Annotated in this window: 12 protein-coding genes and 1 other RNA gene; 8 read left to right on the forward strand and 5 right to left on the reverse strand. The window is 67.2% G+C overall.

Features of this window, described 5'->3' with window-relative positions; all coding sequences use genetic code 11:
* Positions 1-124 precede the first annotated feature (124 nt).
* Both VK92_RS33080 and VK92_RS33085 read right to left on the reverse strand, forming a co-directional pair.
* Positions 125-5,392, reverse strand: a complete 5,268-nt coding sequence (locus VK92_RS33080) for an autotransporter outer membrane beta-barrel domain-containing protein (RefSeq protein ID WP_048024132.1) — start codon at positions 5,390-5,392, stop codon at positions 125-127.
* Positions 5,393-5,973: 581 nt separating this feature from the next.
* On the reverse strand, positions 5,974-6,885 hold the full coding sequence (locus VK92_RS33085) for a class II glutamine amidotransferase (protein WP_048024133.1): 912 nt from the start codon (positions 6,883-6,885) through the stop codon (positions 5,974-5,976).
* Between the two features lie 205 nt (positions 6,886-7,090).
* Between VK92_RS33085 and pyrC the strand changes: the two genes are divergently transcribed.
* The 3 genes from pyrC (at position 7,091) to rnpB (ending at position 9,466) form a co-directional block, all read left to right on the forward strand.
* A complete protein-coding gene (pyrC, locus tag VK92_RS33090; RefSeq protein WP_027788369.1) occupies positions 7,091-8,155 on the forward strand; it encodes a dihydroorotase in 1,065 nt (354 codons plus the stop codon).
* Positions 8,152-9,042 (forward strand): DUF3025 domain-containing protein, encoded by an 891-nt coding sequence (locus tag VK92_RS33095; protein ID WP_048024135.1) that lies wholly within the window; start codon positions 8,152-8,154, stop codon positions 9,040-9,042. The genes pyrC and VK92_RS33095 overlap by 4 nt, the downstream gene beginning before the upstream one ends.
* Before the next feature lie 12 nt (positions 9,043-9,054).
* An RNA gene (gene rnpB / locus VK92_RS39130) (RNase P RNA component class A) lies at positions 9,055-9,466 on the forward strand.
* 70 nt (positions 9,467-9,536) lie between these two features.
* Here rnpB and VK92_RS33100 read toward each other — a convergent pair.
* Both VK92_RS33100 and VK92_RS33105 read right to left on the reverse strand, forming a co-directional pair.
* Positions 9,537-10,001: an OsmC family protein gene (locus tag VK92_RS33100; RefSeq protein ID WP_027788367.1), complete on the reverse strand. Its 465-nt coding sequence runs from the start codon at positions 9,999-10,001 to the stop codon at positions 9,537-9,539.
* A 410-nt stretch (positions 10,002-10,411) separates the two neighbouring features.
* Positions 10,412-10,717: a DUF1090 family protein gene (locus VK92_RS33105; RefSeq protein ID WP_048024137.1), complete on the reverse strand. Its 306-nt coding sequence runs from the start codon at positions 10,715-10,717 to the stop codon at positions 10,412-10,414.
* A 311-nt stretch (positions 10,718-11,028) separates the two neighbouring features.
* Here VK92_RS33105 and rplM point away from each other — a divergent pair, with 311 nt between their 5' ends.
* From rplM to erpA, 3 genes are all read left to right on the forward strand, one after another.
* Positions 11,029-11,457 carry a 50S ribosomal protein L13 gene (rplM, locus tag VK92_RS33110; protein ID WP_009687896.1) on the forward strand — a complete coding sequence of 143 codons (429 nt, stop codon included), beginning with the start codon at positions 11,029-11,031 and terminating at the stop codon, positions 11,455-11,457.
* 10 nt (positions 11,458-11,467) lie between these two features.
* Positions 11,468-11,860, forward strand: coding sequence for a 30S ribosomal protein S9 (rpsI, locus tag VK92_RS33115; protein WP_011883283.1), 393 nt, complete (start codon positions 11,468-11,470; stop codon positions 11,858-11,860).
* Positions 11,861-12,078: 218 nt separating this feature from the next.
* Positions 12,079-12,450 (forward strand): iron-sulfur cluster insertion protein ErpA, encoded by a 372-nt coding sequence (erpA, locus tag VK92_RS33120; protein ID WP_006751888.1) that lies wholly within the window; start codon positions 12,079-12,081, stop codon positions 12,448-12,450.
* 122 nt (positions 12,451-12,572) lie between these two features.
* Here erpA and VK92_RS33125 read toward each other — a convergent pair whose 3' ends face one another.
* Positions 12,573-13,721, reverse strand: coding sequence for an anhydro-N-acetylmuramic acid kinase (locus tag VK92_RS33125; protein ID WP_048024141.1), 1,149 nt, complete (start codon positions 13,719-13,721; stop codon positions 12,573-12,575).
* A 142-nt stretch (positions 13,722-13,863) separates the two neighbouring features.
* On the opposite strand from VK92_RS33125, the gene tyrS reads away from it, so the two are divergent.
* Both tyrS and dtd read left to right on the forward strand, forming a co-directional pair.
* Entirely contained in the window at positions 13,864-15,105 is a 1,242-nt protein-coding gene (tyrS, locus tag VK92_RS33130; protein ID WP_021163702.1) for a tyrosine--tRNA ligase, read from the forward strand.
* Entirely contained in the window at positions 15,102-15,560 is a 459-nt protein-coding gene (gene dtd / locus VK92_RS33135) for a D-aminoacyl-tRNA deacylase (RefSeq protein WP_048024143.1), read from the forward strand. Before tyrS ends, dtd begins: the two co-directional genes overlap by 4 nt.
* Positions 15,561-15,578: the final 18 nt, after the last annotated feature.

The following is a 15,578-nucleotide window of genomic DNA, read 5'->3' on the forward strand; positions in this document are numbered from 1 at the left end:
TTCCTCGCGAAGATCCTGCACTGAGCGTTCACGCGGCTCACGCGCTTCACGCGCGTCGATGCGGACACCGCCCGGCCGAGCGCCGGGCGGTTTTTTTTCGTCCGCTGTCCGCCGCTCGCGGGCGTTACCAGCTGTAGCGGTAGCCGACCTGCCCGACGATGCCGCGGCGATAGTCGCCGCCGATGTTGCGCGCGATCTTCGCGTTCGCGTACAGCTCGCCCGACTTGCCGAAGCCCGCGGTCACGCCGACGCCGAGCTCGTACCACGTGCGGCCGAGATGCGTCGCGAACGGCGTGCCGCCGACGACGGTCTGGCCCGGCGACAGGAAGTCGTGGAGCACGTCGGCCGTGAAGTACGGCGTGGCAGCGCTGCCGCCCGAACCGGACTGCAGGTTCGGCCGGAAGATGCGCACCCCGACGCGGCCGCGCAGCGCGTTCGTCGTCGTACCCGATACCGCCGATACGTTGTCGTTGAACCCGTTCAGCTTCAGGTACTGGTACATCAGCTGCGCCTGCGGCTCGACCGCGACCGGCAGGTCGCCGATCGCGAAGGGTTTGCCGACTTCCTGCGACAGCGCGACGCCGAAGCCGTTTTGCGACGCCTCGTTGCCGTAGCTGTCGCGATAGCGGTTGCCGTAGTGCGTGACCTGCCCGACGCTGTCGAAGTACGTGCCGTCGGACAGGTACTTCGTCCAGTAGCCGCCGACGCTTTGCGCGTGCATCTCGACCGAGCCCGTCGACGTCGACAGGTTGGCCGTATCGGCGCGTGCCATGTCGCTGAAGCTCGCGTTCGACACGCCGATGCTGGCCGTCACGCCCGCATGCGTGCTGGCGCCGCCGTTCGGCGCCTGGTCGAGCGTCCAGTCCTTGCCGAACTGCGCGAAGAAGGTGCGCTCGTCGGCCGCGAAGCGGCCCGCGTTCGCGTCGAGGCTCTGGCCGCCGATGCGCCCCCACACGCCGTCGCGATTGCCGGGCTGCTGCTTGTCGAGGTTGGCGATGTCGCCGACGCGCTCGTGCAGCTTGCCGAGCGTCGAGAAGCCGTAGTCGGCGTTCAGCAGCGGCGTGAGCGCGTAGCCGGCGACACCGGGGCGATACGCGAGCGTGCCGCCGCTGCCGTTGCCGTTCCCGCCGCCGTCGCCGCCACCGGACGGGTGGATCGGGTCGCCCGGGTCCGACGGATCGAGTTGCGAGCGCAGGTACCAGCCGTTCGCGTCGCCTTGCCCGCCGCGATAGAGCCGGTATTCGTACGCGCCCGCCTGCACGGGCCCGGCGAGCTGGAATGCCGATGCGGTGGTCGTGCCGCCGTTGGTCGTGACGACCACCGGAATCCCGTCGCCCTTCGTCTGCGCGCCGGTGCCGGCCGTGTTGGCGATCTTCAGGCCCGTCGTGCCGCTCGCCGTGCCGCCGTTCACGATCACCCGGTCGGTCGGCGATGCGTCGGCGCCGAGGAACGTGTTGAGCGCGATCGTGCCGCCGTTGCCGACGTAGCTGCCGGTCGTGAGCGTCTTGTAGCTGCCCGCGAGCGTCGGCGAACCGCTCGGCGCGGCGAACGCGACCAGGCCCGCGTTGTTCAGGCTGCTCAGCACGGAGCTGCCCGTCATGCGCCACGTGCTGGTGGGGTCGACGGTCAGTGCGACCGGGTCGATCTTGCCGGTCAGTGTCGTGCCGTTCGCGAGGAGCACGTTGCCGGTGCTCGAGGCGTCCGAGACGATGTCGCCGGTCAGGTTCACGGCCGAGGCGGTGAAGGTGGCGGTGCTGCCGTTCGACAGGTCGAGCAGCGTACCGTTGCCGGCCGTCACGACCGTGCCGTTGCGCACCGCGATGTCGGCCGTGCCGCCGCGCGCGGCGAAGGCCGGGCCGGTCGCGGACGTCACGCTGCCGCCGTCGACGAGCACCGAACTCGTCGCGCCGTTTGCGAGCGTATCGGACGTCAGCACGCCGGCCGCCGCGCCCTTGAGCGTCGTGCCGGTCAGTGCGAGCACGCCGCCGCTGTCGGTGGTTGCGCCGTTGCCGGCGGCGCTGGCGATCGTCGAGCCCGTATCGCCGATGCGGCCGCCGTTGCGTGCGACGATGCCGTCGGCCAGGCTGCCCGATGCGGCGATCTTCGCGGCCGACAGCAGGGCCGTCGCGCCGCCATCCATGACGATCGCGTGTGCGCCGGCACCCGTCGTCGCGACGGTCGTGCCGGTCGCCGCGAGCGTCGAATCCGCGCCCGTCACGTGGATGCCGAGCGCGTTGCTGCCGGCGGTGCGCACGACCGTCGCCGCATCGGCCGCGATGCGCGCGCCACCGCCCGTCGACACGATGCCGTTCGCGCCGCCGCCGGTCGTCGTGACCTGTGTGCCGGACAGCGCGATCGTCGTATTCGTGCCGAGGTTGTGAATCCCGCTGCCCGAACCGCCGGCCGCGATCGACGTCGCACCGGCCGCGATTCCGCCGCCCGATACGGTCGAGTCGATCAGCATGCCGTCGGCGCTGCCGTTCGCGATCACGGTGCCGGTGCCCGACAGCGCGACCGATGCGCCGGCACCCGTCAGACGCACGCCCGCGACGCCGTCGTCGGCTTCGATCGAACCCGCGTTGGCCAGCGTGGCCGACGCGCCCTGCACGAGCGCACCGGTGCCGTTCGAGACGCGGATCGTCGACGCGTTGTTCACCGTGCCGAGCGTGCCGACCACGACGCCCGTCGAGCCGGCGCCCGTCAGCAGCACCGAGTCGCGGTTCTCGAGCGTGCCGAGGTTCTGCGCGACGAAGCCCGTCACGCCCGCGGTCGACGACGTAACGGCCGCGTCGTTGGTCAGCGTCGTCGCGACCGGCGCGCCGGCATTGGCGCCGGCGAGGTCGTGCGCCTGGCCGTCGACGACGCCTGCGATCGCGCCTGCGGCATTCAGATTGATTGTCGCGCCCGCGTCGATCGTGCCTTGCGCGCCGCCCTCGACTCCGATCGCGATCCCGTTCGCGCCGTTGACGTTGTAGATCGCGTTACCGGTCGACAGCACGGTGCCGGCGTCGGTCGCGAGCACGCCGTGCGCGCGCTGGCCGTTGACGTCGGTCGTCAGCGTTCCGGCTGCCGACGCGCCCGTGTAGGCAGCGCCGCCCGCGACTCGGAACAGCGTCGAATCGTCGGTGTCGACGCTCAGGTGCTGCGCGGCGACGTTGATCTTCGAGCCGGCGCCATACGCATAGAAGCCGATCTGGCTGGTGCCCGACATGAACGCCGGCACCGCGTTGGCGCCGACATCGATCGTTGCGCCCGAGCGCGCGTGCACGCCGATCGCGCCGGTGCCCGTCAGGTTGAGTGCGCCGTCGAGCGTGGCTTTCGCGTGCGGCCCCTCGGCCCACACGCCGTAGTTTCGTGTGCCCGATGCGGGATCGAGGCTGCCGGCCACGTTGATCGTGCCGGTCGAGGTCGCGGCCGTCGCGTTCGTGCCGGTCCCGACGACCATGATGCCGATGCCGTTTACGCCGTTCAGCGTGATGGTGCCGGTGTTGGTCACGGTCGCCGCCGTGTTGGCCGCGAGCATGCCGACGTCGGCGAGCGGCGTGCCGGGCGCCGCACCGTTGACGACGATCGAGCCCGCGTTGGTCAGCGTGCCCGACGACGAGTTGATGCTTGCCATGGCGGCGCCGTTCTGCGTCAGCGAACCGATCACGATCGTGCCGAGGTTGTTCGCGGTGCCCGACGGGCCGAGCAGGATGCCGTATGCGTGCGCGGACAGCGCGACGTCGTTCGCGGCCTCCGGCGTGCCGGCATCGTACTGGGCCGCGCGACCGAGATAGATCGTGCCGCCGGCTTCGTTCGTGAAGCTGCCGCCGGCGACGAGGCCGCCGATCACCTGGCTGTCGAGCGTCGTCGCGTTGACGCCGACGTTGATCGTGCCGGCGTTCGATGCGCTCGCACCGTCGGTCGCGGCGATCGCGTAGTTCTGCAGGTCGAGCCGGTTGTGGTCGAGATTCCACGCACCGACGTTCATCACGCCGTTGTTGACGAACGTGGTGCCCGTGCCGTTGGCATACACGCCGCTGCCTTCGACGTACGTATTGAGGCCGAAATTGTCGGGCGATGCAGTGCCGCCCGTGCCGACATTGTCGCCCGCCGTGTAACCGGACGAAATCACGCCGTTGTTGACGCCGCTCGCGCCGCTCAACAGGCGCACCAGGTTGAAGTCGCCCGACAGGCGCCCGTCGTTGACGAAGTGCGCGCCGTTTTCCGCGACGACGGCCGCGCTCGCGTCGATCGTATTGGCGCCGCGGAAGTCGATCTGCCCGTCCTTGCCGATGTGCAGCGTCGCGTTCGCGCCCGTCCCGTGCATCGCCGACGGATAGTTTCTGGGGAGCGCGTTCTTGTCGTCGGGCGACACGTTGTTCGCATACTCGAAGGTTTGCGTGGCGAACGTCACGGCCTGGCCGAACGCATTGTCGTAGGCTGCCTGCGAGCCGAGTGCGCCGTTCTGGACCGAACGCACGAGAAAGTTGTTGTACGCGGCGAGCGACGCAGCGTCGGTGACGGTCCACTTGCTGCCGTCGAACGCGGTGAAGGTGCCCGCGTAGGTCGGCACGTCGAGCTCGACGCGGCCGACGGGGCCGCCGCTTGCCAGATAGTCGCCGGTGATGAACCAGACCTGGTTCCGCGAATTCCAGTTGATGACGCTCGGTGTCGAGCCGGTGCCGTCCGCGTAGGTCAGGTCGGTCTGCTTGGCCGCGATCGTGATCGCGTTGCCGGTCGCTGCGGGCGCGTTCGCGGGATTGCCGATCGATACGTCGAGCGTGCCGCCCGAATTCGCGACCGTGCCGATGCGCGTGTTCACGTACTGGTCGCCGTTCACGTCGTGATAGACCTGCACGACGGTCGAGCCCGCGTTCGACGCGACGAACGCGGCCGAGTCGTAAGTGGCGACGGACGTATGGCCGCCCGTGATCGAGTCGGGGGTGCCGACGCTCTGCGTCTTGCCGCCGAGCGACACCAGCGGCTGATCCGGATTGCCGGAAATGATGGGCGTGTTGGCGAACGGCATCGGCGTGTAGCCCATGTCGCCGGTTGCGCCGGTCCATGCGCCCGTCAGGCCGACGCGGTCGCCGCCCGACACGGTCGTGGCGCCGGCGAGGTCGTCATTGACGGTCGGGCTGAAGCTGCCGAGCGCGCAGGTACCGCCGCTCGCGACGGCCGCGCCGCTGCCGCACGTCGATGCGTACGCGGAGCTTGCCGACAGCATGGCCAGCACGGCACCGAGTGCCGCGGCGCGAAGCGGCGTCCGGCGCGCTGCCGTGTGGGCGGCGCGCAGGCCTGCGCCGGATGGGCTGCCCGACCGCTTGCCGCGCGCCCGCGCCGTTTCCGCAACCGCGACCCAGCAGCCGGTGGTCTCGCTCCATATCGATCGAAATGAGTGATTCACGACAAGCCCCTCTCTCTTCTTTTGATGTGGTTTTCACCGCGGTGCGGTGAAATCGCAATCCGCGGTGAGGAATGGCGTGAATGGATGCGCGGCGGCCGTGGCCGTATCTCCGCCATTCGCGATTCGTTACACCGAGGATGAGCGGACTCTACTGATCGGGAAGAAGGTGAATTGTCGGGAAGCTAACAAATGCGGCAATAGTGCTGTTTTTGTTCTGTATTTCTTGATTGTGTGGCGAATCGAACTGAAAGCCTTGTGGGGTAAGGATTCTGCCGATTATTTACGTGCGGGTTCGTGATCGCCGGATCAGTGGGGTGGCGCACGGTTTGCATCAGGTTGGTGCGTTAAAATGCGGTTTCCGGATTGTCTGTATTCCGATTGGGTGATTTATTATTTTCTCGCCTGGGTCGTTTTATATTGAAACGAATCGAATCGGGCGAATGTCGTGTTGCTTCGCTTCGATATACGGGAATTTGGCCCGGATGAACCGGAATCGGCAGCCGGCGAGTGATATACCCCGGCGACGAGCCGTCGACTCGCCGGACAGTGGCTGACAGAGGAGGGGCGCCAGCGCGCCGGGCTCAGAAGTCGATCGCGTCGTCGGAATCGACGTCGGCGGCGGTGGCGAGCGCCTCGCTCGTGTCACGCGGCGCCGACGCCGATGCGTCGAGCGCCGGATTGCGCAGCTTCTCGAGCACGCGTTCGGGCACCGGGATCCGCATCCGCGCGGCGACGTCGCCGCACTGGAACATGATCAGTTCGCCCGGCTCGAACGCGGTCCAGACTTCGTTGTCGGTGAGCGGCTGCGTCGCGATCACCGCGACGCGATCCTCGGGCGTCGTGTATTTCGCGAAGTCGATCGACAGGTCTTCGTCGACGAGATGCGCGGTCGAGAACGGCCAGCGCCGCACGAGGTAGTGCAGCCGCGTCGAGCAGTGCGCGAACAGCGCCTGGCCGTTCGACATCAGGAAATTGAACACGCCGTGATCGGTGATGCCGCGTGTCAGCTCGCCGACGCGCTCGAACAGTTCGGGCAGCGGCGGCTGCGCGCCGGGAAACGTTTCGCGCAGCCCCTGCATCAGCACGCAGAACGCCTGTTCGCTGTCGGTCGTGCCGACCGGATGATAGACGCTGCCGTCCATGTCCGGTGCGTAGTCCTGGAGGTCGCCGTTATGCGCGAAGATCCAGTGCCGGCCCCACAGCTCGCGCATGAACGGATGGCTGTTCTCGAGCAGGATGTGACCCTGCGTCGCCTTGCGGATGTGCGCGATGGTGTTCTTGGACTTGATCGGGTAGCGCTTCACCATTTCGGCGATCGGCGACGTGGCCGATGCCTGGTGATCGATGAACAGGCGGCAGGCCTTGTCCTCGAAGAACGCGATGCCCCAGCCGTCGGCATGGTGATCGGTGAGCCCGCCCCGGGCCGCGAAACCTGTGAAGGAGAATGTGACGTCCGTCGGCGCGGCGCAGTTCATTCCTAAGAGTTGGCACATTTTACTTGGGGCAGCAGGCTGAGGCGGGGGGTAACGAACCGGGCGAACCCCGGTACAATGCGGCTTCTAGCATATCACCGAGCCCTGAGCGGTAAAAAGCGGATTCCGCTGGCCAAAGGCCCCGTGTTGCGGTTTGCCGTCAGTCGGCCCGCGCACGCGCGTTCCGGCCCCGCCGATGGCCCGGCCGTTCCTCACGACGCCTCCTATGACTGCCTCGAACGCTTCCTCCCCGGCGACGCTCTCGCTCGCCCGTCCCGACGACTGGCACCTGCACCTGCGAGACGGCGACATGCTGGCCGCCGTGCTGCCGCACACCGCGCGCCAGTTCGGCCGCGCGATCGTCATGCCGAACCTGAAGCCGCCGGTGACGACCACCGCGCAGGCGCAGGCCTATCGCGAGCGCATCCTCGCCGCGCTGCCGGCCGGGATGACGTTCGAACCGCTGATGACGCTGTACCTGACCGACAACACGCCGCCCGACGAGATCCGCCGCGCGCGCGAAAGCGGCTTCGTGCACGGCGTGAAGCTGTATCCGGCCGGTGCAACGACGAATTCCGACCACGGTGTCACCGATCTCGCGAAATGCGCGAAGACGCTCGAGGCGATGCAGGAAACCGGCATGCCGCTGCTCGTGCACGGCGAGGTGACCGATGCATCGATCGACCTGTTCGACCGCGAGAAGGTCTTCATCGACCGCGTGATGACGCCGCTGCGCCGCGATTTCCCGGGCCTGAAGGTCGTGTTCGAGCACATCACGACGAAGGACGCGGCCGACTACGTGCGCGACGCCGATGCGGCGCCCGGCCTGCTCGGCGCGACGATCACCGCGCATCACCTGCTGTACAACCGCAATGCGCTGTTCGTCGGCGGGATTCGCCCGCATTACTACTGCCTGCCGGTGCTGAAGCGCGAGACGCATCGCGTCGCGCTGGTCGAGGCCGCGACGTCGGGCAACCCGCGCTTCTTCCTCGGTACCGACAGCGCGCCGCATGCGCGCGACGCGAAGGAAACCGCGTGCGGCTGCGCGGGCTGCTATACGGCGCTGCATGCGCTCGAACTGTATGCGGAAGCGTTCGACCACGCCGGTGCGCTCGACAAGCTGGAAGGCTTCGCGAGCTTCTTCGGCGCCGATTTCTACGGGCTGCCGCGCAGCGCCGAGACGGTCACGCTGCGTCGCGAGGCATGGGAGTTGCCGCGCGAGATCTTCGCGGGCGATACGCCCGTCGTGCCGCTGCGCGGCGGCGAGACGATCGGCTGGAAACTGGCGTGACCTTCGCGCCGCCGCGCGAAACTGGCCAGACGGCCGGTAGCGGGGCGGCGGATTTTGCGCGGATCGACTGGTCCGTGCCGTGGCTCGCGCCTTACGCGGGCCCCGGCCGCGTCGTACAGGCGGCCGCAAGGGCGGGCGAGGCCGCGTTGCTCGACGCGCTGAACGGCGCCCCGAGCGATACCGGGCCAGACGGCCCGCGCATCAGCGGCCGTGGCCGGCCGCTGCGGTTCGTGCCGCAGGCCGCATTGCCGCCCGGCGTCGCGTACGAGACCCATATCGCGGAGACGGGCGGTGTCCCGACCCGCCCCAATCTGCACGACTTCTTCAACGCGCTCGTCTGGTTCGCGTATCCGCGCATCAAGGCCGCACTGAACGCGCGCCAGGCCGCGGCGATCGACGCGGCGGGCGGGGTCGGCCCCGTGCGCGGCACGTTGCGCGACGCGCTCACGCTGTTCGACGAGAACGCCGCGTTGTTCGTGACGGCCGACCGTGCGCTCGCCGACGCGCTGCGCGGGTTCGACTGGCCGCGGCTGCTGGTCGCCGCGCGCGAGGCGTGGGGCACGCGCTGCGAGGCGCGGCTGGTCGGCCATGCGCTGCTCGAGAAACTCGTCGCGCCTTACAAATCCTGCACCGCGCACACGTGGATCGTCGAAGTGGGCGCCGACTATTTTTCGTGGCCCGACGCGCAACGCATCGCGCATGTCGACGCCCGTGTCGCCGCGGAACTCGCGACGCGCGCGCTGACGAGCCGCGATTTCGCGCCGCTCCCGGTGCTCGGCGTGCCGGGCTGGTGCGATGCGAATGCCGAGCCCGCGTTCTACGACGATCCGGCCGTGTTTCGCAGCGGCCGCCGCTCGCGCACTGCCGGCGGCGGCGCGCAGTGCTAGAATGCGCGTCGCAAAGCAGGCTAGGCAGTCGCGGCCTCGCCGCCTTCGGGCGCGCGGGGGCGAGGAAAGTCCGGACTCCACAGGGCAGGGTGATGGCTAACGGCCATCCGTGGCGACACGCGGAACAGGGCAACAGAAAGCAAACCGCCGATGGCCCGGCGCAAGCCGGGATCAGGTAAGGGTGAAACGGTGCGGTAAGAGCGCACCGCGGCGACGGCGACGTTCGCCGGCACGGTAACCTCCACCCGGAGCAATTCCAAGTAGGCAGGCGCGCATCTTCGGATGCAGGACGGGGCCCCCGTCTCGTCTGCGGGTAGGAAGCTTGAGCGCGTCAGCAATGGCGCGCCTAGAGGAATGGCTGCCACGCGTTGCGTGCTTCGGCGCGCAGCGTGCACAGAATCCGGCTTATCGGCCTGCTTTGCCGTTCGAATGCGAAAGGGCCGGCGTCTCCCAACGGAGCGCCGGCCCTTTTTTCATGTGCGCTCGCCGTGCGTTCAGCCGGCGACGATGTCGAACGAATGCGTGAGTTCGGCCGTCTTCGCGATCATGATCGACGCGGAGCAATACTTGTCGTGCGACAGGTTGATCGCGCGTTCGACCGTGGCCGGGTTCAGGTTGCGGCCGGTGACCGTGAAGTGGAAGTGCACTTTCGTGAACACCTTCGGGTCTTCGCTCGCGCGTTCGGCCTTCAGCGTGACCGAGCAGCCGCTGACTTCCTGGCGGCTCTTCTTCAGGATCAGCACGACGTCATAGGCCGTGCAGCCGCCGGTGCCGAGCAGCACCATCTCCATCGGGCGCGGCGCGAGGTTGTGACCGCCGCCTTCGGGCGCGCCGTCCATCGCGACGAGGTGGCCGCTGCCGGTCTCGGCGGAAAACGCCATGCCGTCCTGGCCCATCCAGCTTACTTTGCATTCCATGCTTGCACTCCAGCGTTGCCTGATTCGGATTCGATCCGGCATTGTAGCCCGCGGCGCAACGGTCGGCTGATGCGGTGCACGACGCGCAACGCGGGCGCCGCCCGAGCGGCGCCCCGGACATTCAATTCCCCACCGGACTTAGGGGTTTTGCTCTAGACGAGGGCGGCTCCTGGTCGTGCCTTCCGGAATCAGGTCATTGATTTAAAAGAGAAAAGCAGTGATTCAAACGCGCCGCATTAAATTTCATATTGTGGCGTTTGATTTCGCAATGCAAATTTTCTTGTGGAGTCGACGACGCGTTCGTATAATGAGCCTCATTGGTTGTCGCGCTGCGGCAACCTCCGAATGTCTCCTCCACCCTCCTCCTATGGTGGATTAAGCCCGAACCAGCCGTTCGGGCTTTTTTTCGTCCCATGCAAACATCGGCGCGCGGTTTGCGCGCTCCGGCAAGGTTACGCGGGCTGCCTGGCGGCAGGCTGCGAGGTCGCGTCGGGCGGCGTGCCGCGCGGGCGCGCATCGGGCGCCGGCGCGTGGACGGCCGACGCATGGCCGTGAGCGCGTGCGCAGAAGTGGCGGACGCGTTCGCGCACCGCGCGCAGGCGGGCGAAGCGATCCTCGGCATGCGCGGCACGGGCTTCGGCAAGGCGTGTATCGAGGGCTTCGAGCTTGGCTTCGCAGTCCGCGCGGGCGGCGACGGCAGGTGCCGCGGCGGCCAGCATCACGACCGCGAGGAAGGGTGTAAGTCGTTGATTCATCATGCTTGTTTGTTGTTTTCCGTGTTCGGCCGGTCTGGCGCGGCAAGGTCATGTGCCGCGCTTCGATGGGTGCCTCCCCGGGCGCTCGGTTCGCCCGGCTTGTCGGGGCACGACCGGATTTTGGCCCATTTCGGCCGCCGTGGACACGGTGAGCGGATTCCCTTTGACCGCGTTGCGGTATTTCCTTTATAATTCAGGGCTTTTCCGCATTCATGCCCACGGAAAAAGAACAGGGAGAGCCTGCACCGCGCCTCGAAGCGCACACAGACAAGCAGGAAGAACACATCGGGCAAAGCAATTTTTTTGGATCGATCATGAAGACGTTTTCCGCAAAAGCCCATGAGGTGACGCGCGAATGGTACGTGATTGACGCGACGGATAAGGTTCTCGGCCGTGTTGCCAGCGAAGTGGCACGCCGTCTGCGCGGCAAGCACAAGCCTGAGTTCACCCCGCACGTCGACACTGGTGATTTCATCATCATCATCAACGCGAGCAAGTTGAAGGTCACGGGCAACAAGACTCTGGACAAGAAGTACTACCGTCACTCGGGCTACCCGGGCGGTATCTATGAAACGACGTTCGGCAAGATGCAGGAACGCTTCCCGGGCCGCGCGCTCGAGAAGGCGGTCAAGGGCATGCTGCCGAAGGGCCCGCTCGGTTACGCGATGATCAAGAAGCTGAAGGTCTACGCAGAAGCGACGCATCCGCACTCGGCTCAACAGCCGAAGGCGCTCGAGATCTAAGGGGACCCACATGATCGGTAACTGGAACTACGGTACGGGCCGCCGCAAGAGCGCAGTCGCACGTGTCTTCATCAAGGCTGGCAAGGGCGACATCATCGTCAACGGCAAGCCCATCGCTGACTACTTCTCGCGCGAAACGTCGCTGATGATCGTGCGTCAACCGCTGGAACTCACGAACCACGGCCAGACGTTCGACATCAAGGTGAACGTGAACGGCGGCGGCGAAACGGGTCAGGCAGGTGCAGTGCGCCACGGCATCACCCGTGCACTGATCGACTACGATGCGACGCTGAAGCCGTCGCTGTCGAACGCAGGCTTCGTCACGCGCGATGCACGTGAAGTCGAGCGTAAGAAGGTCGGTCTGCGCAAGGCACGCCGCGCCAAGCAGTTCTCGAAGCGTTAATTCCGCTTCATGGCCGCGCCGCTCCCGGGCGGCGTCCGCCGGAAAAACCGCCAGCTTTCGCGCTGGCGGTTTTTTTATGTCCGCTTCCAGGCGCGTGCTGCCGCGGCCTGCGCATGCGTGTTTGATGAAATCGACAAGAACCTATTGATTTCATGGACATCAGCACGATCTTCTGATCGGCCCTACAATAGCGGCTAAAGCTTTTTGGAGAGTTCGCAATGAACGCTGTTACCGAATCCGCAGCAACGACGGCCGAAATGCCGGTTCCGTTCGTCTTCACCGACGCCGCAGCCGACAAGGTCAAGCAACTGATCGACGAAGAGGGCAATCCCGACCTGAAGCTGCGCGTGTTCGTGCAGGGCGGCGGCTGCTCCGGCTTCCAGTATGGCTTCACGTTCGACGAGGAAGTCAACGAGGACGACACCGTGATGAACAAGAACGGCGTCCAGCTCCTGATCGACTCGATGAGCTACCAGTACCTGGTCGGCGCCGAGATCGACTACAAGGACGACCTCAACGGCGCCCAGTTCGTGATCAAGAACCCGAACGCGACCACCACCTGCGGGTGCGGCTCGTCGTTCTCGGTCTGAGCGCACGACAGATCCACGCCGGTTCGCCGGAATGAAAAACGGGGCATCATGCCCCGTTTTTTGTGCCCGTTTTCCGTGCGGCGCTCGCCGCGCGGGCGGCATTGCATCAGCGCGGCCTTGCGTCAGCGCGGATAGAGCGCGCCGAGCACGCGGTTGCCGGCCGCGCCAGTAACCGTCGCGAGATTGCCGGGCTGGCGCGCGGTGAAACGGTACGCGAGCCACGCGAACGCGAGTGCCTCGACCTGCTGAGGCGGCACGCCGAGTGCCGCTGTCGTATCGACCGTGGCCGGCACGCCGGCCTCGCGCAGCGCGTGCCGGAGCGCATCGAGCAGCACCGGATTGCGTGCGCCGCCGCCGCATACGAACACGGCCTTGCAGCCCGCTGCATGCTGTGCGATCTCGCGCGCGACCGAAACGGCCGTGAGCGCGGTGAGGGTGGCCTGCACGTCCTGCGACGCGACGTGTGAGAACGCGGCGAGCTTCGCGTCGAGCCACGCGGGATTGAACAGGTCGCGCCCGGTGCTTTTCGGCGGCGGCGCGGCGAAATAGGGCTCGTCGAGCAGCGCGTCGAGCAGCGCTGCATGGACGGTGCCGCGCGCCGCGAACTTGCCGCCGTCATCGTACGGCTTGCCCAGATGGCGGGTCGCCCATTCGTCGAGCAGCGCATTCGCGGGGCCGCAGTCGAAACCGCGCACGTCGCCGCCTTCGCCGGGCAGGATCGTGATGTTGCTGATTCCGCCGAGATTGCAGACGACGCGCGTCTCGCCCGCTGCGCCGAACACCGTTGCGTGGAAGCCCGGCGCGAGCGGCGCCCCGTGGCCGCCTGCCGCGACGTCGCGGCTGCGGAAATCGGCGATCACGTCGACCTGGGTCAGTTCGGCGAGCAGTGCCGGGTTGTTGATCTGCCGCGTATAACCGCGCTCGGGGCGATGGCGCACGGTCTGGCCGTGCACGCCGATCGCGCGGATCTCGTCGCGCGACAGCCCGGCCGTGCGCTGCAATTCGTGGCAGCACACCGCATAGCGCGCGACCAGCGCGTTTGCGGCGAGCGATTCGCGGTCGATCTCGTCGTCGCCGGGCTGCTGCAGCGCGAACAGCGCGTCGCGCAGCGATTGCGCGAAGCCGACGAACGCTTCCGCGAGCACGACCGGCGCCTTTCCGGCCTCGAAACGCACGGCGACGCCATCGACGCCGTCCATGCTGGTTCCCGACATCAGCCCGAAGTAGATGCCGTCGGCCGGATGGGCGTTTTGCGGCTGTCGTTGCGGCACGTTGGGTTCTCCTGGATCGTGCGGCGCGGGCCGGTGCCGCGCGCCTTGCGCCCGATTATCCGCGCAACGCGGCGCGCCGTTAAGCGATGGGCGCGCAAGTTATGGGAAAATCCCTGTTTTTGCGACATTCTTCCTGGCACCGATGAGCACCGAACCCAGTTCCAAGCCTGTTTTCCCGATCACCGACGAAGTCCGGCATGCGCTCGCCGTCACGAAGCGCGGCGTCGACGAGCTGCTGATCGAGGAAGAGTTCGCGCAGAAGCTCGCGCGCAGCGCGGCCACGGGCACGCCGCTTCGCATCAAGCTCGGCCTCGACCCGACCGCACCCGACATCCACATCGGCCACACCGTCGTGCTGAACAAGATGCGTCAGCTGCAGGACCTCGGCCACACGGTGATCTTCCTGATCGGCGATTTCACGTCGCTGATCGGCGATCCGTCGGGCCGCAACGCGACGCGCCCGCCGCTCACGCGCGAGCAGATCGAGTCGAACGCGAAGACCTATTTCGAGCAGGCCGCGCTCGTGCTCGATCGCGCGAAGACCGAGATCCGCTACAACAGCGAATGGTCGATGCCGCTCGGCGCGGACGGGATGATCAAGCTCGCGTCGCGCTACACGGTTGCGCGGATCCTCGAACGCGAGGATTTCACGAAGCGCTTCCAGGGCGGCGTGCCGATCTCGATCCACGAATTCCTGTATCCGCTGATGCAGGGCTACGATTCGGTCGCGCTGAACGCCGATCTCGAGCTGGGCGGCACCGACCAGAAGTTCAACCTGCTGGTCGGCCGCGAGCTGCAGAAGCAGTACGGCCAGGAACAGCAGTGCATTCTCACGATGCCGCTGCTCGAAGGCCTCGACGGCGTCGAGAAGATGTCGAAGTCGAAGGGCAACTACGTCGGCATCAGCGAGAAGCCGACCGACATGTTCGGCAAGCTGATGAGCATCTCGGACACGCTGATGTGGCGTTACTTCGAACTGCTGTCGTTCCGCGGCCTCGACGAGATCGCCGGCTTCAAGCGCGAGGCCGAAGGCGGCCGCAACCCGCGCGACTTCAAGGTGCTGCTCGCGCAGGAAATCGTCGCGCGGTTCCACTCGCAGGCCGACGCCGAACGTGCGCTCGAGGACTTCAACCACCGCGCGAAGGGCGGCGTGCCGGACGACATCCCGTCGGTCACGCTCGCGGGCGCACCGCTCGCGATCGGCCAGCTGCTGAAGCAGGCGGGCCTCGTGCCGTCGACGAGCGAAGCGCTGCGCAATATCGAGCAGGGCGGCGTGAAGATCGATGGCGCGACCGTGTCGGACAAGGGCCTGAAGGTCGAAGCCGGCGAGTTCGTCGTCCAGGTCGGCAAGCGCCGCTTCGCGCGCGTCACGCTGACCGCATGATCGCGCTGATCCAGCGCGTGAAGCGCGCCGACGTGCGCGTCGGCGACCGCACGACGGGCGAGATCGGCGCGGGCCTGCTCGCGCTCGTCTGCGCGGAGCGCGGCGATACCGAGGCGGCGGCCGACAAGCTGCTCGCGAAGCTGCTCGGCTACCGCGTGTTCAGCGACGCAGCCGGCAAGATGAACCTGCCGGTGTCGAATATCGACGGCGAGGGCCGCGCAGGCGGCCTGCTGCTCGTGTCGCAGTTCACGCTCGCGGCCGATACCAACAGCGGGCTGCGTCCGAGCTTCACGCCGGCCGCGCCGCCCGACGAAGGCGCGCGGCTCTTCGACTATTTCGTCGCGGCCGCGCGTGCGCGCCATCCGGTCGTCGAGACGGGCGAGTTCGGCGCCGACATGCAGGTGTCGCTCGTCAACGACGGCCCCGTGACATTCTGGCTGCAAGTTCGGCCCTGATTCTTCCCGGGAGATGCC

This window comes from Burkholderia sp. LK4, assembly GCF_001043615.1.
Lineage (GTDB): Bacteria > Pseudomonadota > Gammaproteobacteria > Burkholderiales > Burkholderiaceae > Burkholderia > Burkholderia cepacia.

Coding starts and splice junctions, on each gene's coding strand:
- VK92_RS33085 (WP_048024133.1), bottom strand. CDS start 6,885: ATGTGCCAACTCTTAGGAATGAACTGCGCCGCGCCGACGGACGTCACA.
- pyrC (WP_027788369.1), top strand. CDS start 7,091: ATGACTGCCTCGAACGCTTCCTCCCCGGCGACGCTCTCGCTCGCCCGT.
- VK92_RS33100 (WP_027788367.1), bottom strand. CDS start 10,001: ATGCCGGATCGAATCCGAATCAGGCAACGCTGGAGTGCAAGCATGGAA.
- VK92_RS33105 (WP_048024137.1), bottom strand. CDS start 10,717: ATGATGAATCAACGACTTACACCCTTCCTCGCGGTCGTGATGCTGGCC.
- rplM (WP_009687896.1), top strand. CDS start 11,029: ATGAAGACGTTTTCCGCAAAAGCCCATGAGGTGACGCGCGAATGGTAC.
- rpsI (WP_011883283.1), top strand. CDS start 11,468: ATGATCGGTAACTGGAACTACGGTACGGGCCGCCGCAAGAGCGCAGTC.
- erpA (WP_006751888.1), top strand. CDS start 12,079: ATGAACGCTGTTACCGAATCCGCAGCAACGACGGCCGAAATGCCGGTT.
- tyrS (WP_021163702.1), top strand. CDS start 13,864: ATGAGCACCGAACCCAGTTCCAAGCCTGTTTTCCCGATCACCGACGAA.
- dtd (WP_048024143.1), top strand. CDS start 15,102: ATGATCGCGCTGATCCAGCGCGTGAAGCGCGCCGACGTGCGCGTCGGC.